Origin of the sequence: Streptococcus sp. HMSC064D12 (assembly GCF_001837205.1) — a bacterium.
In the GTDB taxonomy this organism is placed as follows: Bacteria; Bacillota; Bacilli; order Lactobacillales; family Streptococcaceae; genus Streptococcus; species Streptococcus salivarius_D.
The window spans coordinates 46169-68666 of record NZ_KV831713.1; the positions used below are offsets into that span (position 1 = coordinate 46169).

Consider the following 22498-nt stretch of genomic DNA (forward strand, 5'->3'; position numbering starts at 1 on the left):
GGAGTTGAACAGAAAGGATAAACTATGGAAATCAAAGGATTACGAAAGATTGAACCCTATGTGGCAGGTAGTCAGCCTGCTGAGAAAAATATCATTAAGTTGAATACTAATGAAAATGCCTATGGACCAAGTCCAGCAGTCCATCAAGCTTTAGCATCATTTGATGCCCATCAGTTACGCAAGTATTCGACTTTGGATCAAGCTGCTTTGCGTCAAGCCTTATCTGAACAGTTAGGTGTTACTGCCGATCAAGTGATTATTGGAAATGGGTCAGACGATATTTTGTCAATGGCATTTCTAGCTTTCTTTAATAGCGAGGAAGAAGTCTTGTTTCCAGATTTGACCTATGGTTTTTACAAGGTATGGGCAGATTTGTATCGCATCCCATTTAGAGAAGTGCCCTTGAACTCTTCATTTGAGATTGATACTCAAGATTATCTGGTTGAAAATGGTGGGATTGTCCTTACTAACCCAAATGCGCCAACAGGTATTTATAAACCTCTCGATCAAATTGAAGAAATCGTAAAGGCCAACCAGTCAGTAGTTGTGATTATCGACGAAGCCTATATTAATTTTGGTGGGGAGACTGTCTTACCTCTCCTAGAAAAGTATGACAATGTGTTTATCACAAGGACCTTTTCTAAGGACGCCTCACTTGCAGGCTTGCGTGTCGGCTATGGCATCGGAAGTCCTAAACTAATGGCTGTGATCAATGCCGTCAAGAATTCAGTCAATCCCTATAATGTGGATAGCATCGCAGAAGTCTTGGCGACTGCAGCCGTTAAGTCTTGGGATTATTATGAAGATAGCTGCGCTAAGATTATGGCCACACGTGACTGGTTTAGCCAAGAATTGAAGGCTATTGGCTTTGATGTTCTTCCTTCAAAAACCAATTTTGTTTTGGTCAAACCACACGGAGTGACTGCAGGCCAATTGTTTGACTATCTCCAAAGTAAGAAAATTTATGTCCGTTATTTTCCAAAAGTGAAGCGTATTTCCGACAGACTACGCATCTCGATTGGAACTCAGGATGAGATGGAGCGCGTACTAATTACAATACAGGAGTTACAAGCATGAAAAAAACGACATTAGCCTTAGGAATGCACGATAAACTTTTCAAACGTGCCCGTACCATGTATCAGATTGAGCATCGTATCTGTGACTTGTTGATGACAAAGGGTTTCCTTCGAATTGAGACACCAACCTTGGAGCATTTCGAAGTCTTTAGCGATCTTGTGGATAATGGTAACTATAATTTCTTTGATAAAAATGGAGATCTTGTTAGCCTACGTCCTGATATTACCAGCCAAATTGGGCGCGTGATTGCTTCGACACAAGTTCATACACCCATTAAATTTTCTTACTCTGGAAAAGTCTTTAACTACAATGAGGAGATGCGTGGCCTATCCAATGAGCATACGCAAGCTGGTATTGAGATCATAGGATTCCCTGTTCACCAGGCCATGGAAGAAGCTGTGATATCTGCTAAAGAGGCTCTGGATGCTGCCGGTGTCAAAAATTACAAGTTTGAGTTTTCACATGCTCGTCTCTTGCAACTCATTTTTGAAGAATTAGACCTTCCATCAGTAAAAGAAGCAGAGTTGGCCGCCTATATCCGTGACAAATCAATCACAGGCCTCAAGGAATTCACCAAAGAAAATCCAAGTCAATATGACAAGGTCTTGGAACAGTTGCCCTTCCTCTTTGGTGAGACCAAGGCTGTTTTGACCAAGGCTAGACAGTTGACAGACAGTGAAGCCTTTTTGACGGCCTTGGATAGTTTGGAAGTCTTAACCAATCGCTTATCAGATAGTCTCCCAGAGACGACGCTTGATTTGGCTCAATTGCCAGCAGTGCCTTACTACACAGGCATGATGTTTAAGGTCTTCGGTGATAAGGTGCCGGATGCCTTTGTATCAGGTGGCCGCTACGATAAACTATTTGAACGCTTTGGTGCTACCGAGTTAACAGCGGTTGGTTGGGCCATTGATGTCGATTCGGTCTATCAAGCAGTGCATGATGATGTGGAATTTGGAGGTGACTTAGATGACTAGCAATCAAATCACAATTGCCTTAACCAAGGGGCGAATTGAGAAAGATACAGTTAAATTACTAGAAAAAGCTGGCTTTGACATGTCCTTCATGGCTGATAAGGGCCGTAATTTGATTTTCGAAAGTCCTGACAAACGTTTCCGTTTTCTATTGGTCAAGGCTCCAGATGTGACCACCTATGTCCGACACGGTGTCGCAGATATTGGGATTGTTGGGAAGGATGTTCTAGTTGAACATCCGACAGGCTATTTGGAAATGTTAGACCTTAATTTTGGCCTTTGTAAATTCTCCGTAGCATCAACAGAAGACTATAATCCTGATGACCATAAGCGTAAACGTATCGCCACCAAGTATCCAACCATTGCGACGGACTATTTTAATCAAAAGGGTGAGGATGTTGAGATTATTTCAATTCAGGGGAGTGTTGAGATTGCCCCGGTCATTGGTCTAGCGGATGCCATTGTCGATATTGTGGAAACAGGGAATACCCTTGTTGCTAATGGCTTAAAAGTTTATGAAGATATTTGCAGGATTTCAGCACGCATGATTGTTAATAAGGCTTCTTTGAAAAATAACAAGGAAGTTCTACCATTCATTTGTAAGATTGAATCACTTGTAGGGAACGAGGAGGTACCGTTCGAATGAAACGATTAACTGGAACAAATAAAGAAATTGCGGAGCTTCTTTATCAGGAGCAATTGGAACTGTCAAAAGAAAATAGAGACGTTGAAAGCACGGTTCAAGCCATTATTGAAGACGTTAAAAAACGTGGAGACGAGGCCCTTCGTGACTATTCAGCTAAATTTGATAAGGTTGACTTGACTGATTTTGAAGTTGGACAGGACTTGATTGATCAAGCCTTTAAAGAGATTGATCCAGAGGTTTACCAAGCCCTAGTTAATGCTAAAGAAAACATTGAATCTTATCACAAACATCAGTTGGAGACTGGTTTTGAGGACCAACCAAGTGAGGGTGTTATTCGTGGTCAATTGATTCGTCCTATCAATCGTGTGGGTGTTTATGTTCCTGGAGGCACTGCGGCTTATCCGTCATCAGTTCTTATGAATGTTATTCCTGCCAAAATTGCTGGGGTTAAAGAGATTATTATGATTACGCCGCCTCAAGAGCACTTTGTTCCTGCGATTCTGGTAGCCGCAAAATTGGCTGGTGTGGATAGCATTTACCAAGTCGGTGGGGCTCAAGGGGTTGCGGCCTTGGCCTTTGGTACAGAAACAATTCCAAAGGTGGATAAGATTACAGGTCCTGGTAATATTTTCGTGGCGACTGCTAAGAAACAAGTTTACGGTATTGTCGGTATTGATATGATTGCAGGGCCATCAGAAATTGGTGTCATTGCTGATAGTAGTGCCAATCCAACCTATGTGGCAGCTGACCTCTTGTCTCAAGCGGAGCACGATACACGCGCACGCGCCATTTTGGTAACAGATTCTGAAGCCTTGGCTGATGCGATTGAAAGTGAGATTGAACGTCAACTCAAGCTTTTGCCACGCGAGGCGATTGCTCGTCCATCTGTCGAAAATAACGGTCGTATTATTATTGCCAATGATACAGATGCCATGTTCGAACTTATGAACTTGGTTGCGCCAGAACATTTGGAAATTGCTATGGACAATGCTTATGATTACTTGGAAAAAGTGGAAAATGCTGGTTCCGTCTTTCTTGGTCACTTTACTAGTGAACCAATTGGCGACTACTATGCAGGTGCCAATCACGTTCTTCCAACGACAGCGACTAGCCGCTTTTCATCAGCTTTAGGCGTGCACGATTTTGTCAAACGTATCCAATATACGCAATACGATAAGGCAGCAGTTAATAAGGCTGAGCACGATATCACAACCTTGGCTTATGCGGAAGGCTTGCAGGCCCACGCCAAGGCAATTGAAGTCAGAAACGACAATAATTGAGAGAGTAGAGGAAGAAGTTATGAGACAAGCAGAAATTGAACGTAATACCTTTGAAACCAAAATTAAGTTAAGCCTCAATTTGGATGCTCAAGAACCAGTAGATATTCAAACAGGTGTCGGATTTTTTGACCACATGTTGACCTTGTTTGCCCGTCACGGTCGTATGTCTTTGGTGGTTAAGGCTGATGGCGACCTTTGGGTTGATAGTCACCACACCGTTGAAGATGTCGGTATTGTCCTTGGTCAAGCTCTTAAAGAGGCCTTGGGGGATAAAGCAGGAATCAACCGTTATGGAACGGCTTTTGTACCTATGGATGAAACCCTCGGAATGGCAAGTTTAGACTTGTCTGGACGTAGCTTCTTAGTCTTTGATGCTAGTTTCGATAATCCAAAATTGGGTAATTTTGACACAGAACTGGTAGAAGAATTTTTCCAAGCCTTGGCTTTCAATGTTCAGATGAATCTCCATCTCAAGATTCTCCACGGAAAAAACAATCACCACAAGTCAGAAAGTCTTTTCAAGGCAACAGGACGTGCCTTGCGTGAGGCAATCACAATCAATCCTGACATTCACGGCGTAAACTCGACAAAGGGGATGCTATGATTATTGTCATTGATTACGATGCGGGGAATACTGCAAATGTTCTGCGTGCCCTTGAAAAAATCGGAGTGACTGCAGAATTGTCTGCCGATAAAGAAAAAATCCTAGCTGCAGATGGGTTGATTTTACCTGGTGTAGGTGCTTATCCAACGGCTATGGCAGAGTTGGAGCGAAGAGGTTTGGTAGCTGTTATCAAAGAGGCTGTCGCACAGGGAGTTCCACTTTTGGGAATTTGTTTAGGCATGCAGATTTTAACAGAAAAAGGACAGGAACATGAAGAAACAGATGGTCTTGGCTTTATTCCAGGTGTCTGCCGTCCTATTCCAGCCAGAAAGGAGCAACCTGTCCCACATATGGGGTGGAATGATTTGGCTGTTAAGCAAGCCAGCCCTTTGACAGATGGTGTAGATGGCCAAGCTGTCTACTTCGTTCACAGTTATTTCACAGATGTCCCTAGCCAATACATTGATGTTACCGCAGACTACAGTATTGAGGTGCCAGCCATGATTCATAAAGACAATGTTTATGGGGCCCAATTTCATCCTGAAAAATCAGGGGATATTGGCTTAGGTATTCTTGAAAAGTTTGCAGGGTTATGTAAAGCATAGAAGCTAGTGAGAACAAAGACTTTTTAGTTAGAAAGGATGGTAGGGGAGATGCAAATTCTACCAGCAATTGATATTAAGGATGGACAGGCTGTTCGTCTCTTTAAAGGAGATTTCAACCAACAAACCGTTGTCAATCCAGATGTTATTGAGCAGGCAAAGATCTTTAAGGATGCGGGCATTCAATTTATTCATGTCGTCGACTTGGACGGTGCCCTAGATGGTCGTGCCACTAACCGTGACTTGATTGCAGAGGTCAAGAAGGTTTCTGGACTTGGCATCGAAGTTGGTGGCGGTATCCGTACCTTGGAGCAGATTCGTGACTATTTGGAAGTTGGCATCGACCGTATCATTATCGGTTCAATGGCCGTTAAAAATCCTGACTTCGTTCGAGCAGCTTTAGAGGAATTTGGTGCCGATAAAATTGTCGTAGGTATTGATGCCAAGGCAGGGTTTGTCGCTACCGAAGGTTGGTTGGAAACTAGCAATGTAGACTACATTACCTTGGCTAAGGAAATGGAAAAGATGGGTGTAACCCTCTTTGTCTATACAGACGTTGATCGAGATGGCACACTGACAGGACCCAATCTTGATCACTACAAACGTTTGGTAGCTGAACTCACGACCGCCAAAGTCATTGCTTCAGGTGGGATTGCAGAAGTAGCTGACTTAGATCACCTACAAGAGATTGGTGTGGCAGGAACCATTGTTGGCAAAGCCTACTATAACGGCAATATCACCTTAGACCAGCTCAAGGCTTTCGGAGGTTAATATGCTTAAAAAACGTATTATTCCTTGTTTGGATGTCAAGGATGGCCGTGTCGTCAAGGGGGTTAATTTTGTGAATCTGACAGATGTTGGTGACCCTGTTGATTCTGCGCGTGCTTATTATGAAGCTGGTTGTGACGAACTTGTTTTCTTGGACATCACAGCGACTTCGGATAACCGTGAAACAACGGTTGATATGGTGCGTCGTGTTGCCGATCAGGTCTTTATCCCCTTCACGGTTGGTGGTGGTATCCGTTCAGTTGAAGACATGAACAAGATGCTCAAAGCCGGTGCTGACAAGGTTGCCGTCAATTCCTCAGCCCTTGCCAATCCGCAACTAATTGCTGATTGTGCTCAAAAATTCGGGAATCAGTGTGTAGTGGCTGCGATTGATGCTAAAAAGATGGCTGATGGGAGCTGGCATGTCTTTGTGGCGGGAGGCCGTAAGGATACAGGTAGGGACCTCATCCAATGGGCTCAAGAAGTCGTCGCTTTGGGGGCTGGAGAAATTCTCTTAACCAGCATGGACAAGGACGGCACTAAGTCTGGTTTTGATTTGGAAATGCTCAATCGTGTAGCGGAGGTCGTCGATGTTCCAATCATTGCCTCTGGTGGTGCAGGAAATATTGAGGATATTGTAGAAGTCTTTGAAAAGACAACAGCGACGGGTGCTCTGGCAGCCTCTATCTTCCACTTTGGTGAGGTAAATATAGGCGAAACCAAACAAGTCTTGGCAAATGCAGGAATCGAGGTGAGACAATGACAGAGGTTAAACTTGATTTTGACAAACAAGGCGGACTGGTACCAGTCATTGTGACAGATTACAAGACGGGACAGGTGCTCATGTTGGCCTATATGAATGAGCTGTCCTATCAGTTAACCCTTGAGACCAAACAAATGCATTACTGGAGCCGTTCCAGAAATGAGCTTTGGCATAAGGGAGCCACATCTGGCCATTTCCAACATGTCAAAAGCATCAAGACAGATTGTGATCAGGACACCCTGCTTATCGCTGTGGAACAAGAAGGAGCAGCCTGCCATACAGGAGCCTACAGCTGTTTCTTTACGGATATATATGATGACAATCAAGATAGATAGGAGTAGCTATGTTAGAAACACTTTATAAGGAAGCCTTAGATCGTAAAAAAAATCCCAAAGAAGGGTCTTATACCAATTACCTTTTTGACAAGGGTCTAGACAAGATTCTTAAAAAAGTTGGCGAAGAAGCAACAGAAGTTGTGATCGGAGCTAAAAATGCTGATAAAGAAGAAATTGCCAACGAGACAGCAGACGTCCTTTATCACCTAGCAGTCATGCTCGTTGAAACAGGGGTTAGCCCTGAAGACGTTGAAGCTGTTCTTAAAGCCCGTCAAGGCAAACAAAGCAATGTCCATGACCGAAAAGAAGTAACGGATTATTAAGGATTATATCAATCGATTTGAACTAAGATGAAAAGCCTGAAGTGATATTCAGGCTTTTTTGCTGGATACATCCTAATCTTTTATCCTTCTAACTACCATAAGAAAGCGCTTTAAAATGCTATAATAGGAGTGAAGAAAGCTCGTTTTATTTGAAGGATTTGGTGTGCTTATTTATACAAATCATTGAGGAAAGGAAGGATGTCCTATGAAGAAAAATACTCCTAATATTTTAAAGCTTTCTTGCTTAGCTATTCTCCTCCTCTGTTCTAGTCTTTTAGTTGGTTGTAAAGTTGTACTGCCAAATTCTTACTTCAAGGCTAGGGGAAAAAACGCAAAAAATCTTGGCTCATAATGGTTTTAAGGGAAAGGTCCAAGTTAAGCTTATCAAAAAGGTGTTTCTAGATTCAGATGGTATTTATGTTGATTATACCTATTCAGAGGAAACCTACGATAATCAAACCATATCATTAGATTCACAAATTACTTTTAACCTGGACTGGACAGTTAATGGTGAAGAATATAAGACCCCTGGTCATTACTGGGAAAGCTACTTACAACAAAAATCTGTAAAAAAAGAAGAGCAAAAACTCTTTAAGGAGCTTAAAAAGCAATCGTTAGGCCTTGATATCGAAGAATTCTCCTTCAGCGATAATACTACGATTGATCAAGAGGCTGGTAATCGTAAAAAGCATTTAGCTGAGGAAAACCGTAAAAACGGGAAGGATGATTTTTATGGGTATTATCAAATTCCCTACCAAACAATGATTGAAGAACACCTTGTTACTATGAGAATAGAAGTAGGCGATACAGATAATACTAGTAAGAAAGATTTAGAAGAGGCCACAACTAAACTGGATGCTAGCAAGCTACCAGACGGAGAGTACGAATTTTATTTTTACTCAATTGATGAAGATAATTACAATCACATTGGCTATACCTTTAACGTACAAGATGGTAAGGTTGTCCAAGATGAAGATGATTAGAAAGTATTTTGATTTTGATCGATAAGCTAGACTGCCATACTAGGCCGTTAAAAGTGGGGTTACAGCTAAGTGAAAATGTTAACCTCAAAACATGTAAAAACATCTCCGAAAATCAGTCGGAGATGTCTTTTTGTCTTACAAATTCTTTTTCTTCTTAGCTTTTTTGGTTAGGGCAAGGTCACAATTTTTAATGTTTGAAATCAGGTGGTTAGTCAATTGGAAGTCGTCCACTTGGGGATTCAAGTCCACTTCGTAGACCAGTTGCATGGTTTCGCCTCCACCTGTGGTATTAAGGGAAATTAGGTCGCATTCACTGGTGAAATTAAGCAAGGTTTTAGTGATTTTTTGGTCAATTAGGTCTTGGTAGGAGACGTTAATGGTCAGGAGTCTACGACGTTGGTTGTCGGTACGACTTTGACGATTTTCTAAAAGAAGCCAAACAGCCAATAGAAAGGCGGTGAAGAGGACGGCCAGTAAGAGATATCCTGTCCCAGATGCCAGACCAATAATCATGGCCATAAAGACGGCGATTAGCTCTCTGGAACCACTAGTCGCTGAACGAAAACGAATGAGACTAAAGGTCCCTGCCACGGCGATAGAGGTCCCCAAACTGCCATTGACAAGGAAGATAACTAGGGTCATCAAACATGGAAGTGGGGTCAAACTAATGACAAATTCTCTGGTGTATAGGGTTCGGTATTTGTAAGTCCAGGTTAGAGCCAAGCCTAAAATAAGACTGACCAGTAAGGCCAGCATGAGTTGAAGGGGACTAGCGGTTGCGGTCGCATCATTAAAGATAGAATTGAAGAGATTAGACATAGGCGGCAGCTCCTTTTTCTTGTGCTGGACGTGGTCCGTAGTCTAGACCTTGAGATTTATGGTAGGCACAGCTGTATTTTGAGAATTTTTGCTCTTCCAAACCATGTTTGTCTAAGATAGCTTGAAGCCAGTCTGGTTTTTGCCCAGGTGCCTTAATTTCCATGATTATCGTATCTTCATCTAGAAGGGGAGAACCATGATTTCCCTTAAAGAGACTGACGTCTTCATCACGGTAAGTCAGATTTTGGTCAAGGGTAACACGTACTTTATTGTAGGCATAGCCTTCGATAGTCTCTTTTTCTTTCATCGAAAAACGGTCGTAGTAGATATACATACGAGGTTTGAGCCCCTCATCGTAGCGTTGACGTAAGTGGTGAATATCCTGTAAGAGCTGGCGGTCAGTGATTTGACCATGGTTCTTACCATCTGTCATCAAGTTAGTGATGGCAAGTGGAGTTGAAACGAGACGAAACTTATGACCGATTCCTTCATCATCTTTGGCTTTAACCTCTAAAAAGACCTTACTATCAATTTGGGGATTGGCTAGGTAGGTACGCATGCGGATTTTCTCTTGACGGTGATTACCATCTAAGGCATCTTGGATGACGTCAAAATTATCCGTATCAAAGTAAATATTTGAAATGGTAGATGTCGGATAATCATCCTCTACCAAATACTCCTTAAGATCAGTGAGCAGGTCTTCAAGATTTTCCTTTGAGACCACATATTTTGTTTCAATACGTTTAAAACGTGTTTCCAATTGTTTAACCATGAAAAACTCCTTTTATAGATAAGATACAAAGCCGTGAAGCAACTCTCAGGAAAATAGGGGGACCAGCCGAAGGAGTTTATCTCCAAGCAGGGCCCATCTTTTTCCCCCGAGTTGTAGGCGTGTTCAATTAAATAAGATACAAAGCCGTCAATTCAAGATTTGGCTTTTATTTTTTAGTAGAAAATTAAGTTGAGAGCAAAAGTACTACTATACAAAGTATTCATTTGCTCGCCTATTAGTCTATGGGACTTTTCTGAAAGAAGTCCTAAGCCAAACTTTCACCAAACTTAACTTAAGATAAATTTTAGTTAACCTTTAGAAATGTTTTAGGTAAGTCCCGTAAACTGTAATCATCCAAACGAACACGAGAGGAAATAATATGAAATCAAAAAAACTAAAAAAATGGACGACTTTATTGACCTGTGCGACTGCCCTAACAGTCATGACAGCTTGTAGCCAATCAAGCAGTCAGTCAACTGGGACGACGTCAAGCACTACATCAAAAACAAGTGCTGTAACAGCAACGACCAGTAAGAAAACCAATAAGAACAACAGCAACTATTTTACTTCCAAAGATTCTGATACCTCTTATAATGAAAGCTCAGCTACTAAGATTAAGTTATCAGGCTCATCTGCGGATGTTTCGGGTGATGGTGCAGTCCTATCAGGTTCAACTGTAACCATCTCCAAAGCTGGGACCTACGTCATTTCAGGAAAATCCGACGGTGTGCAAATCAAGGTAGATGCTGGTGATTCAGATGATGTCCATATTGTCCTAGATGGCGTTACCATGACAAATACAAATGCAGCAATCAATGCCACAAAAGCTGGTCATGTCTATCTGACACTTAAAGATGGCACTACAAACACACTTTCTGATTCAAGTTCTAATAGTGATCAAGATGCGGATGCTGTGATTTTCTCTAAAGGAGATTTGACCATAAACGGTTCAGGTACCCTAAATATTGATGCCAAGAAAAACAACGGTATTAAAGCCAATGACAGCCTTCATATGACTGGCGGTACCTATAAGATTTCCTCAGTTGGTGATGCCTTCAATGTCAACGATGAACTCAACATCACAGGAACAACTATGACCATTGAAGCGGAAGAAGATGGTGTTAAGGTTGACAATGATGACGACACCTCAGTAGGTACCATGTATCTGTCTGACAATACCATGACTATTAAGGCTGGTGACGACGGTATTCATGCGTCCGGTGATCTGATTATTGATAGTGGTACTTACAAGGTTGAAAAATCAACTGAAGGTATCGAAGGTAAATCTGTGACCATCAATGGTGGAAATATAGATGTCTATGCGACGGACGATGGTGTTAATGCCGCTAATAGTAATGCCAGTCAAAGTGAGATTTTCTTCAAGATGACCGGTGGAACCCTAAATGTTGAGGTTGGCCAGGGCGATACCGACCCAATCGATTCTAACGGCGATATTATTGTATCGGGTGGAACGATTAATTTGACTGGTCAGTCTGGCTTTGACTTTGATGGTTCAGCGACCTATACCGGCGGTGACATTACTATCAATGGTGAAAAACAAACAAAGATTGAAAACTCAATGCCTGGCGGCGGTGGTCCCCAAGGTGGTGGGCAACCAGGTGGCTTTGGAGGAGGTCACTAAAGAGTCATAGGATGAAACAGAAAGGAAGTGCCTATGTATATTATTATTCCAGCTTATGAACCAGACAAACGCCTGATTCAGGTGGTTCAAGATATTACCATAAAACTCCCTAAATCCCGTATTATTGTTGTTAATGATGGGAGTGGCCCAGGCTATAATGACTATTACGACGAAACGGCTTTTATTGGAGCGACTGTCCTTACCCATCCTGTCAATAAAGGAAAGGGAGCTGCTCTCAAGACAGCCTTTGCTCACATTCAAGAAGAAGTAGTCAGTCAGCACCTTTCGGCTCAACCTATTGTCACAGTTGACAGTGACGGTCAGCATCTGATTAAGGATATTGTCCGTGTGGCCAAGGCAACCGAGGAAAATCCAAGTCATCTTGTCTTGGGTGCGCGTGCCTTTGTTGGTAAGGTGCCAGCACGTAGCCGCTTTGGGAATAAGGTGACTGCTGGACTTTTCCGTCTAGTAACTGGCCAGAAAGTCACAGATACTCAGACAGGGCTTCGAGGTATGTCAACTGACCTGGTTCCATGGCTTCTTAATCTGGATGGCAATCGTTTTGAGTACGAGTTTAATATGTTGCTTGAAGCCAAAAAGTCAGGCCACCAAATCTCTGAAGTCCCTATCGAGACCGTTTATCTGGGGGAAAATAAAAGTTCGCACTTTCGGCCCATTCGTGATTCCATCCGTATTTACAGCCCTTTTTTAAAGTTCTCTGGCACGGCCGTCTTGGCCTCAGTCATTGATGCAACAGCCTTATTTGTGCTCTTTGCCTTGACGAAGAATCTGCTCCTTTCGGTCGTGCTAGCTCGTGTGATTTCGGCTTCCAGCCAGTGTCTGCTGAACGCTAATGTGGTCTTTAATCCGACAAGCTCTCTCTTTAGATCGAGTGTTCGCTACTTTATGTTGGTCTTGGTCCTCCTGGCCTGTAACTATTTCTTACTTAGTAGTCTAGTTGCTATTGGTTTAGGACTGGTTCTGGCAAAATTAGTCACAGAAACCTTGCTCTTTTTAGTTAGCTACAGGGTCCAACATAACGTCGTTTTTGCTTAATAGCTGACTTTTAAATTGCTACTGATTGAATAGAGATAGCTTATTAAATTACCTCTAAAAACTTTCCTAAAAATAGAAAAAGACTACCGTTTTCTACATTCGGTAGTCTTTAATATTTGTTAAAATGTTAATCAATTTACAATATGATTAAAAATTGAAATGATTTGATAAAGACTCTAGTTGACTGAAAAAAATATGCTATAATGAAATTGTTTGAATTATGTAGATTTTATTCAAACTAGGAAAATGAAATGAGGACCTAAAATGGGAAAAAAGGTACATTATAAGCTTCACAAAGTTAAGAAGCAGTGGGTGACGATTGCCGTCACTTCGGTAGCACTTGCCTCTATCGTAGGTGGTGCTACAGTTGCCAATCAAAAGGTTTCAGCTGATGAAACAACTCAACCAGTTGCCTCTACGACAGCTGAAAGCGATGTTGTCGTTGAAACGCATGAAGTAGCCGCTCCTGCAGCAACTGCTACGACAGATGCGACAGCAACAACAAATGATAAGGCTGCTGATGCTGCAACAGTCGAAACTCCTGCGGCAGCAACCACTGCAGCAGATACAACTACTAATACTGCAACACCAGCAACAACTGATCGTGCAGCAGTAGCAAATGGTGCGACAACAGAAACACCAGCTGCAACAGCGACAGATACAACGCTTACAGTAGCTGAAAAACCAAAATCTGGTGTTACTGAAAAAGAAGAAACAGCAGCGCTCTCTTTGAACAACATCAAACAAGTTGATGGTAAATACTATTATGTCAAAGAAGATGGTTCATACAAAACAAATTTTGCTGTTTCAGTTAATGGCCAGTTGCTTTACTTCGGTAAAGACGGTGCTTTGACAAGCACATCAACACACTCATTCACACCAGGTACAACTAATCTAGTTGATGCTTTTTCTTCACATAACCGTGCTTACGATTCTAAGAAGGAAAGCTTCGAGTTGGTAGATGGGTACTTGACACCAAACAGCTGGTACCGTCCAGTCACTATTTTGGAAAATGGGGAAAAATGGCGTGTGTCAACTGAGAAAGACTTCCGTCCACTTTTGATGGCATGGTGGCCTGATGTAGATACACAAGTTGCCTACCTCAATACTTTCTCTAAACACTTTAACCTTAACGCAACGTATTCAACTAGCCAAAGTCAATCTGAATTGAATGCAGCTGCTAAGACAATTCAAATTAAGATTGAACAAGAAATTTCAGCTAAAAAATCAACTGAATGGCTTCGTCAAGCAATTGAGTCTTTTGTAAAAGAACAAGACCAGTGGAATACTACAACTGAAAACTATACCCTTGCTGACCACCTTCAAGGGGGAGCTCTTCTTTATGTCAATAATGATAAGACACCTTGGGCAAATTCTGATTACCGTTTGCTTAACCGTACACCAAGTAACCAAGATGGTTCTCTAAATGGTACAGGAAGATACTTGGGTGGTTATGAATTCCTACTTGCCAATGACGTTGATAACTCAAACCCAGTTGTGCAAGCTGAGCAGTTGAACCAAATTCACTATCTTGTGAACTGGGGATCAATTGTTATGGGTGATAAGGATGCTAACTTTGATGGTATCCGTGTTGATGCAGTTGATAATGTTGATGCAGACCTTCTCCAAGTTTATACAAACTACTTCCGTGCAGCCTTTGGTGTGGATAAATCTGAAGCTAATGCACTCGCTCACATTTCTATCCTTGAAGCTTGGGATTTAAATGATAATGCTTATAATCAAAAACATGATGGTGCAGCCCTTGCCATGGATAATAACCTTCGATATGCAATTATGGGTGCACTTTATGGTTCGGGCTCTTCATTGAAAGATTTGATTACTAGCAGTTTGACAGACCGTACAAATAATAGTAAGTATGGAGATACACAAGCTAACTATATCTTTGCGCGTGCTCATGATAACCTTGTTCAAGATATCATTCGTGATATTGTTCAAAAAGAAATCAATCCAAAATCAGATGGTTATACCATGACTGATGCTGAATTGAAACGTGCCTTTGAAATCTATAATGAAGATATGAAGAAGGCAGAAAAACGTTATACTATTAACAATATTCCAGCCGCCTATGCTTTGATTCTTCAAAATATGGAGCAGGTAACTCGTGTTTATTATGGAGATCTTTATACCGATAACGGCCAATATATGGCTACCAAGTCTCCTTACTACGATGCTATCACAACGCTCTTGAAGAACCGTATGAAATATGTTTCAGGTGGACAATCGATGAAAGTCGACACGTTCAATGGAAAAGAAATCTTGTCATCTGTTCGTTACGGTAAAGATATTATGACTGCTGACCAAACTACGGGTGTAGCAGAAACAAGTAAACATTCTGGTATGTTGACCCTTATTGCCAATAATCAGGATTTCTCATTGGGTGATGGTACTTTGAAAGTTAACATGGGTAAACTTCATGCTAACCAAGCCTACCGTCCATTACTTCTTGGTACTGATAAGGGAATTGTCACTTACGAGAATGATGCAGCTGCAGCTGGAAAAATTAAATACACCGATGCTGAAGGGAACTTGTCTTTCAGTGGGGATGAAATCAAGGGATATCGAACTGTTGATATGAGAGGTTATCTTGGTGTATGGGTACCAGTAGGCGCACCTGATAACCAAGATATCCGTGTTAAAGGTTCAGATAAGAAACTGGATAAGACATTCTCAGCTACTGAAGCATTGGACTCACAAGTTATCTATGAAGGTTTCTCAAACTTCCAAGATTTTGTTGAAAAAGACAGCCAGTATACCAATAAATTGATTGCAGAAAACGCAGAACTCTTCAAGTCATGGGGAATCACATCATTCGAGATGGCTCCTCAATTTGTATCGGCTGATGACCGTACCTTCCTTGATTCTGTTATCCAAAATGGCTATGCCTTTACTGACCGTTATGACCTTGCTATGAGTAAGAATAACAAATACGGTTCTAAAGAAGATCTTCGTGATGCCCTTAAGGCGCTTCACAAGCAAGGTATTCAAGCAATTGCTGACTGGGTTCCAGATCAACTTTACCAATTGCCAGGACAAGAAGTTGTAACAGCAACACGTGCAAATAGTTATGGTACTCCAAAGGCCAATGCTTATATCAATAACACTTTATATGTTGCAAATTCTAAATCATCAGGTAAGGACTTCCAAGCTCAATATGGTGGTGAGTTCCTTGATGAGCTCCAAAAGAAATATCCACAGTTGTTTGAAGATGTGATGATATCAACTGGTAAGAAGATTGATCCATCTGTTAAAATCAAGCAATGGTCTGCTAAGTACATGAATGGTACTAATATCCTTGGTCGTGGTAATCGTTATGTTCTCAGTAACGATGCTACTGGTCGCTATTATCAAGTTACTGATAATGGCATCTTCTTGCCAAAACCTTTGACAGACCAAGGTGGTAAGACAGGTTTCTACTATGATGGTAAGGGTATGGCCTACTTTGATAATAGTGGTTTCCAAGCTAAGAATGCTTTCATTAAATATGCTGGAAATTACTATTACTTCGATAAAGAAGGTTATATGTTGACTGGTCGTCAAGATATCGATGGTAAGACTTATTTCTTCTTGCCAAATGGTGTACAGCTTCGTGATTCTATTTATCAACAGGATGGTAAATATTATTACTTTGGTAGCTTTGGTGAGCAATACAAAGATGGTTACTTTGTATTCGATGTACCGAAAGAAGGTACTTCAGAAACAGAAGCTAAATTCCGTTATTTCTCACCAACTGGAGAAATGGCTGTTGGCTTGACTTATGCTGGTGGAGGATTGCAATACTTTGATGAAAATGGCTTCCAAGCTAAAGGTACTAAGTATGTGACTCCAGACGGAAAACTCTACTTCTTTGATAAAAATTCAGGTAATGCCTACACAAATCGTTGGGCAGAAATCGATGGTATCTGGTATGAATTCAACGATCAAGGCTATGCACAAGCTAAGAAGGGTGAATTCTACACAACAGATGGCTCAACATGGTTCTACCGTGATGCAGCTGGTAAAAATGTGACAGGTGCCCTTACTTTGGACGGTCACGACTATTACTTCCGTGCAAATGGTGCCCAAGTTAAAGGTGAATTTGTTACTGAAAATGGCAAGATTAGCTACTACACTGTAGATAATGGTTACAAGGTTAAAGACAAGTTCTTCGAAGTGAACGGCAAGTGGTACCATGCTGATAAGGATGGTAACCTCGCTACAGGTCGTCAAACGATTGACCACCTTAACTATTACTTCAATGCTGATGGAAGCCAAGTCAAATCTGATTTCTTCACTCTTGATGGTGGTAAGACATGGTACTACGCCAAAGATAATGGTGAAATCGTGACAGGTGCCTATAGTGTTGGTGGTAAAAACTATTACTTCAAAGAAGATGGTAGTCAAGTCAAAGGCGACTTTGTTAAGAATGCTGACGGATCACTTTCTTACTATGACAAAGATTCAGGTGAGCGTCTCAATAACCGTTTCTTGACAACTGGTAACAATGTTTGGTACTACTTCAAAGATGGTAAGGCTGTAACAGGACGCCAAAATATCGATGGTAAAGAATATTACTTTGATAATTTGGGACGTCAAGTTAAAGGTAGCCCAATCAGCACACCAAAAGGAGTAGAATACTACGAATCAGTTCTTGGAGAACGTGTGACAAACACATGGATTACTTTCCAAGACGGTACGACTGTCTTCTTCGATGAAAATGGTTATGCTGATTTTGATAAATAAATAATCAATCAATCTAATCTTAATCTGAGAGATTAAGTGAAAAACGATATGATTTGACATGAATTTATAGGTGAAATTTCTTGAAAACGAGAATCGTTTAAAGAAATTTTGCCTTTTTATGCTCCTTAAAGAAAAAATCTGACAAATATCAATTTTGAGTCAGAATCATTGTAAAAGCTATTGTATCAAGGACTTTGGCGGCTTTTATGAAAAATAGTTTTAGTTATCAAATGATATGAAAATGAGAATTGAAAACCTATGAAATAGGTGTGTTACAAAGTTTTTCTAATATTAATGTTATGTAATATATATTTTATAAAAAAACAATTAATTCGAGAAATAGTTAGAAAATAATGATATAATATAACTGTTTGAAATCGGATAGATTTCAGTCTGATTTTGACAAATAAAATCACGGGGAAAATTATAATGGAAAATAAGATACACTATAAGCTTCATAAAGTTAAGAAGCAATGGGTTACAATTGCAGTTGCTTCTGTAGCACTTGCTACTGTCTTGGGAGGATTGTCTGTAACAACATCTTCAGTTTCAGCGGATGAAACTCAAGATAAGACAGTAACTCAATCAAATTCAGGTACAACAGCTTCTTTAGTTACTTCTCCTGAAGCAACCAAAGAAGCCGATAAACGTACAAATACAAAAGAAGCAGATGTTTTAACACCTGCTAAAGAAACAAATGCTGTAGAAACAGCGACTACAACGAACACACAAGCAACAGCTGAAGCAGCTACAACAGCAACAACAGCTGATGTAGCAGTGGCAGCTGTTCCAAATAAAGAAGCAGTTGTGACAACAGATGCACCAGCTGTTACAACTGAAAAAGCAGAAGAACAACCAGCAACAGTGAAGGCTGAAGTTGTTAATACAGAAGTTAAGGCGCCAGAAGCTGCTTTGAAAGATTCAGAAGTAGAAGCTGCGCTTTCCTTGAAAAACATCAAAAACATTGATGGTAAATATTACTATGTTAATGAAGATGGTTCACACAAAGAAAACTTTGCCATTACTGTAAATGGTCAATTGCTTTACTTCGGTAAAGATGGTGCTCTTACAAGTTCATCAACATACTCTTTCACACCAGGAACAACAAATATTGTTGATGGTTTCTCAATAAATAACCGTGCCTACGATTCATCTGAAGCTAGCTTTGAATTGATTGATGGTTATTTGACTGCAGATAGCTGGTACCGTCCAGCTTCTATCATCAAAGATGGTGTAACTTGGCAAGCATCAACTGCAGAAGATTTCCGTCCACTTTTGATGGCTTGGTGGCCAAATGTAGATACACAAGTTAACTACTTGAACTACATGTCTAAAGTATTTAACTTGGATGCTAAATATTCAAGTACAGATAAGCAAGAAACTTTGAAAGTTGCTGCTAAGGACATTCAAATCAAGATTGAGCAAAAGATTCAGGCTGAAAAATCAACACAATGGTTGCGTGAAACTATCTCTGCCTTTGTTAAGACACAACCACAATGGAACAAAGAAACTGAAAACTACTCTAAAGGTGGCGGCGAAGATCACCTTCAAGGTGGTGCCCTTCTTTATGTGAATGATTCACGTACACCATGGGCGAATTCTGACTATCGTCGTTTGAACCGTACAGCAACTAACCAGACTGGTACAATTGATAAATCAATTCTTGATGAGCAATCAGATCCAAACCACATGGGTGGTTTCGACTTCTTGCTAGCTAATGACGTAGATTTGTCAAACCCAGTTGTTCAAGCGGAACAATTGAACCAAATCCACTACCTTATGAACTGGGGTTCAATCGTTATGGGTGACAAGGATGCTAACTTCGATGGTATCCGTGTCGACGCGGTAGATAATGTCGATGCAGACATGCTTCAACTCTACACAAACTACTTCCGTGAGTACTATGGTGTTAACAAATCTGAAGCAAACGCTCTTGCTCACATCTCAGTCCTTGAAGCATGGAGCCTTAATGACAACCACTACAATGACAAGACAGATGGCGCTGCGCTTGCTATGGAAAACAAACAACGTTTGGCTCTCCTCTTCTCATTGGCTAAACCAATCAAAGAACGTACACCAGCTGTAAGTCCTTTGTATAACAATACTTTCAACACGACACAACGTGATGAAAAGACTGATTGGATTAACAAAGATGGAAGCAAGGCCTATAACGAAGACGGAACAGTTAAACAGTCTACAATCGGTAAATATAACGAGAAATACGGAGATGCGTCAGGAAATTACGTCTTTATCCGTGCCCATGATAACAACGTTCAAGATATTATTGCTGAAATCATCAAGAAAGAAATCAATCCAAAATCAGATGGTTTCACGATTACTGATGCTGAAATGAAGCAAGCCTTTGAGATTTACAACAAAGACATGCTCAGCAGCGACAAAAAATATACGCTTAACAACATCCCAGCGGCTTACGCGGTTATGTTGCAAAACATGGAAACTATCACTCGTGTCTACTATGGAGACCTTTATACAGATGATGGTCACTACATGGAAACTAAGTCTCCATATTACGATACCATTGTTAACTTGATGAAGAGTCGTATCAAGTATGTATCTGGTGGGCAAGCACAACGTTCATACTGGTTGCCAACTGATGGTAAGATGGACAATTCAGATGTTGAACTTTACCGCACAAATGAAGTCTACACTTCAGTACGTTATGGTAAAGACATTATGACAGCTAATGATACAGAAGGTTCTAAATACAGCCGTACTTCTGGTCAGGTAACACTTGTAGCTAACAATCCAAAATTGAATTTGGATCAATCAGCTAAACTTAATGTTGAAATGGGTAAAATCCATGCCAACCAAAAATACCGTGCTTTGATTGTTGGTACAGCTGATGGTATCAAGAACTTTACATCTGATGCAGATGCAATCGCAGCAGGTTACGTTAAAGAAACAGACAGCAACGGTGTCTTGACTTTCGGTGCTAATGACATCAAGGGTTATGAAACATTTGATATGTCTGGTTTCGTAGCAGTTTGGGTTCCAGTTGGAGCTTCAGATAATCAAGATATCCGAGTAGCGCCTTCAACAGAAGCTAAAAAAGAGGGTGAATTGACTCTTAAAGCGACTGAAGCTTATGATTCACAATTAATCTACGAAGGCTTCTCTAACTTTCAAACTATTCCAGATGGTTCAGATCCTTCAGTCTATACTAACCGTAAGATTGCTGAAAATGTTGATTTGTTCAAATCATGGGGTGTAACATCATTTGAAATGGCACCTCAATTTGTATCTGCTGACGATGGTACCTTCCTTGACTCAGTTATCCAAAATGGTTATGCCTTTGCAGACCGTTACGATCTTGCCATGAGTAAGAACAATAAATACGGTTCTAAAGAAGATCTACGTGATGCTCTTAAAGCACTTCATAAGGCTGGTATTCAAGCAATCGCTGACTGGGTTCCAGACCAAATTTACCAATTGCCAGGTAAAGAAGTTGTAACAGCGACTCGTACTGATGGTGCTGGTCGTAAGATTGCGGACGCTATCATTGACCACTCACTTTATGTGGCTAACTCTAAGTCATCAGGCAAAGATTACCAAGCTAAATACGGTGGTGAATTCTTGGCTGAACTTAAAGCTAAGTACCCTGAAATGTTCAAGGTAAACATGATTTCAACTGGTAAACCAATTGATGATTCTGTTAAATTGAAACAATGGAAGGCTGAATACTTCAACGGAACAAACGTTCTTGAACGTGGTGTTGGCTATGTACTTAGCGATGAAGCAACTGGTAAGTATTTCACTGTCACTAAAGAAGGTAACTTCATTCCTCTTCAATTGACAGGTAAAGAAAAGGTTATTACTGGATTCTCAAGTGATGGTAAAGGAATCACTTACTTCGGTACAAGTGGTACACAAGCTAAATCTGCCTTTGTAACCTTCAATGGTAACACTTACTACTTTGATGCTCGTGGTCACATGGTTACTAACAGTGAATACTCACCAAATGGTAAAGACGTTTATCGTTTCTTACCAAATGGTATCATGTTGAGTAATGCCTTCTACATTGATGCTAATGGTAATACCTACCTTTATAACTCTAAAGGTCAAATGTACAAGGGTGGTTACACTAAATTTGATGTTTCTGAAACTGATAAAGACGGTAAAGAATCTAAGGTTGTGAAATTCCGTTACTTCACTAATGAAGGTGTCATGGCCAAAGGTGTTACGGTTATTGATGGTTTCACACAATATTTTGGAGAAGACGGTTTCCAAGCTAAAGATAAGTTAGTAACCTTTAAAGGTAAAACTTATTACTTTGACGCACACACTGGTAATGGTATCAAGGATACTTGGAGAAATATCAATGGTAAGTGGTACTACTTTGATGCAAACGGTGTTGCTGCTACAGGTGCACAAGTCATCAATGGTCAAAAACTTTACTTCAATGAAGATGGAAGCCAAGTTAAAGGTGGCGTTGTTAAGAATGCAGATGGTACTTACAGCAAGTACAAAGAAGGTTCTGGAGAGCTAGTGACTAACGAATTCTTCACAACTGATGGCAATGTTTGGTACTATGCAGGCGCTAATGGTAAGACTGTTACAGGTGCACAAGTCATCAATGGCCAACACCTATACTTTAATGCAGACGGAAGCCAAGTTAAGGGTGGTGTTGTTAAGAATGCAGATGGTACTTATAGTAAGTATAATGCTTCAACAGGTGAACGCTTGACTAATGAGTTTTTCACAACAGGCGACAACAACTGGTACTACATTGGTGCTAATGGTAAGTCAGTGACTGGTGAAGTTAAAATTGGTGACGATACTTATTTCTTCGCTAAGGATGGTAAACAAGTAAAAGGTCAAACAGTAAGTGCTGGCAATGGTCGAATTAGCTATTACTATGGTGATAGTGGTAAGAGAGCTGTTAGCACATGGATAGAAATTCAACCAGGAGTTTACGTTTACTTTGATAAGAATGGTCTTGCTTATCCACCTAGAGTGCTAAACTAATTGATTTAAAAAGGAGGACTTTGGTTCTCCTTTTTATATTTTATGGGAACGAGTCTTTTTTATGACAAAATTATAATCTATTATTAATGTGATAAAAATATCATTAAAATAAGTTTTATTAACTTTTT

At 40.6% G+C, this 22498-nt stretch carries 18 protein-coding genes; 16 read left to right on the top strand and 2 right to left on the bottom strand.

The features are described from left to right. Nucleotides 1–24 precede the first annotated feature (24 nt). From hisC to HMPREF2697_RS00420, 12 genes are all read left to right on the top strand, one after another. Nucleotides 25–1077: a histidinol-phosphate transaminase gene (hisC, locus tag HMPREF2697_RS00370; protein ID WP_070849139.1), complete on the top strand. Its 1053-nt coding sequence runs from the start codon at nucleotides 25–27 to the stop codon at nucleotides 1075–1077. Next, nucleotides 1074–2054, top strand: coding sequence for an ATP phosphoribosyltransferase regulatory subunit (locus HMPREF2697_RS00375; protein WP_070849142.1), 981 nt, complete (start codon nucleotides 1074–1076; stop codon nucleotides 2052–2054). The genes hisC and HMPREF2697_RS00375 overlap by 4 nt, the downstream gene beginning before the upstream one ends. After that, the gene (hisG, locus tag HMPREF2697_RS00380; RefSeq protein WP_002883998.1) at nucleotides 2047–2697 is read left to right on the top strand and encodes an ATP phosphoribosyltransferase; all 651 of its coding nucleotides are present in this window, start codon (nucleotides 2047–2049) and stop codon (nucleotides 2695–2697) included. The genes HMPREF2697_RS00375 and hisG overlap by 8 nt, the downstream gene beginning before the upstream one ends. After that, nucleotides 2694–3977 (top strand): histidinol dehydrogenase, encoded by a 1284-nt coding sequence (gene hisD, locus HMPREF2697_RS00385; protein WP_070849144.1) that lies wholly within the window; start codon nucleotides 2694–2696, stop codon nucleotides 3975–3977. Before hisG ends, hisD begins: the two co-directional genes overlap by 4 nt. 19 nt (nucleotides 3978–3996) lie before the next feature. Then, entirely contained in the window at nucleotides 3997–4581 is a 585-nt protein-coding gene (gene hisB, locus HMPREF2697_RS00390; protein ID WP_002888923.1) for an imidazoleglycerol-phosphate dehydratase HisB, read from the top strand. Further along, nucleotides 4578–5186 (top strand): imidazole glycerol phosphate synthase subunit HisH, encoded by a 609-nt coding sequence (hisH, locus tag HMPREF2697_RS00395; RefSeq protein WP_070849147.1) that lies wholly within the window; start codon nucleotides 4578–4580, stop codon nucleotides 5184–5186. The genes hisB and hisH overlap by 4 nt, the downstream gene beginning before the upstream one ends. Nucleotides 5187–5234: 48 nt before the next feature. Next, nucleotides 5235–5954, top strand: a complete 720-nt coding sequence (gene hisA / locus HMPREF2697_RS00400; RefSeq protein WP_070849150.1) for a 1-(5-phosphoribosyl)-5-[(5-phosphoribosylamino)methylideneamino]imidazole-4-carboxamide isomerase — start codon at nucleotides 5235–5237, stop codon at nucleotides 5952–5954. A 1-nt stretch (nucleotide 5955) separates the two neighbouring features. After that, on the top strand, nucleotides 5956–6714 hold the full coding sequence (gene hisF / locus HMPREF2697_RS00405) for an imidazole glycerol phosphate synthase subunit HisF (protein WP_004182678.1): 759 nt from the start codon (nucleotides 5956–5958) through the stop codon (nucleotides 6712–6714). Continuing rightward, nucleotides 6711–7049, top strand: a complete 339-nt coding sequence (gene hisI / locus HMPREF2697_RS00410) for a phosphoribosyl-AMP cyclohydrolase (RefSeq protein WP_004182677.1) — start codon at nucleotides 6711–6713, stop codon at nucleotides 7047–7049. Before hisF ends, hisI begins: the two co-directional genes overlap by 4 nt. 8 nt (nucleotides 7050–7057) lie before the next feature. After that, complete coding sequence (hisE, locus tag HMPREF2697_RS00415) at nucleotides 7058–7372, top strand: phosphoribosyl-ATP diphosphatase (protein WP_002884043.1); 315 nt, start codon at nucleotides 7058–7060, stop codon at nucleotides 7370–7372. A gap of 205 nt (nucleotides 7373–7577) precedes the next feature. Beyond that, nucleotides 7578–7724 carry a hypothetical protein gene (locus HMPREF2697_RS10605; protein WP_004182676.1) on the top strand — a complete coding sequence of 49 codons (147 nt, stop codon included), beginning with the start codon at nucleotides 7578–7580 and terminating at the stop codon, nucleotides 7722–7724. A 40-nt stretch (nucleotides 7725–7764) separates the two neighbouring features. Then, complete coding sequence (locus HMPREF2697_RS00420) at nucleotides 7765–8355, top strand: hypothetical protein (RefSeq protein WP_224119022.1); 591 nt, start codon at nucleotides 7765–7767, stop codon at nucleotides 8353–8355. A 135-nt stretch (nucleotides 8356–8490) separates the two neighbouring features. On the opposite strand, the gene HMPREF2697_RS00425 is transcribed toward HMPREF2697_RS00420, so the two are convergent. Together HMPREF2697_RS00425 and HMPREF2697_RS00430 are read right to left on the bottom strand one after the other, a co-directional pair. After that, nucleotides 8491–9174, bottom strand: coding sequence for a DUF4956 domain-containing protein (locus HMPREF2697_RS00425; protein WP_070849155.1), 684 nt, complete (start codon nucleotides 9172–9174; stop codon nucleotides 8491–8493). Then, nucleotides 9167–9946, bottom strand: a complete 780-nt coding sequence (locus HMPREF2697_RS00430) for a polyphosphate polymerase domain-containing protein (RefSeq protein WP_070849159.1) — start codon at nucleotides 9944–9946, stop codon at nucleotides 9167–9169. Before HMPREF2697_RS00430 ends, HMPREF2697_RS00425 begins: the two co-directional genes overlap by 8 nt. A gap of 379 nt (nucleotides 9947–10325) precedes the next feature. Between HMPREF2697_RS00430 and HMPREF2697_RS00435 the strand changes: the two genes are divergently transcribed. The 4 genes from HMPREF2697_RS00435 (at nucleotide 10326) to HMPREF2697_RS00450 (ending at nucleotide 22370) form a co-directional block, all read left to right on the top strand. Continuing rightward, entirely contained in the window at nucleotides 10326–11588 is a 1263-nt protein-coding gene (locus tag HMPREF2697_RS00435) for a carbohydrate-binding domain-containing protein (RefSeq protein WP_070849162.1), read from the top strand. Between the two features lie 33 nt (nucleotides 11589–11621). Continuing rightward, entirely contained in the window at nucleotides 11622–12644 is a 1023-nt protein-coding gene (locus HMPREF2697_RS00440; RefSeq protein ID WP_013990742.1) for a glycosyltransferase, read from the top strand. Between the two features lie 264 nt (nucleotides 12645–12908). Beyond that, nucleotides 12909–17384, top strand: a complete 4476-nt coding sequence (locus HMPREF2697_RS00445) for a glycoside hydrolase family 70 protein (RefSeq protein ID WP_070849165.1) — start codon at nucleotides 12909–12911, stop codon at nucleotides 17382–17384. A gap of 429 nt (nucleotides 17385–17813) precedes the next feature. Continuing rightward, nucleotides 17814–22370, top strand: a complete 4557-nt coding sequence (locus HMPREF2697_RS00450) for a glycoside hydrolase family 70 protein (RefSeq protein ID WP_045768855.1) — start codon at nucleotides 17814–17816, stop codon at nucleotides 22368–22370. Nucleotides 22371–22498: the final 128 nt, after the last annotated feature.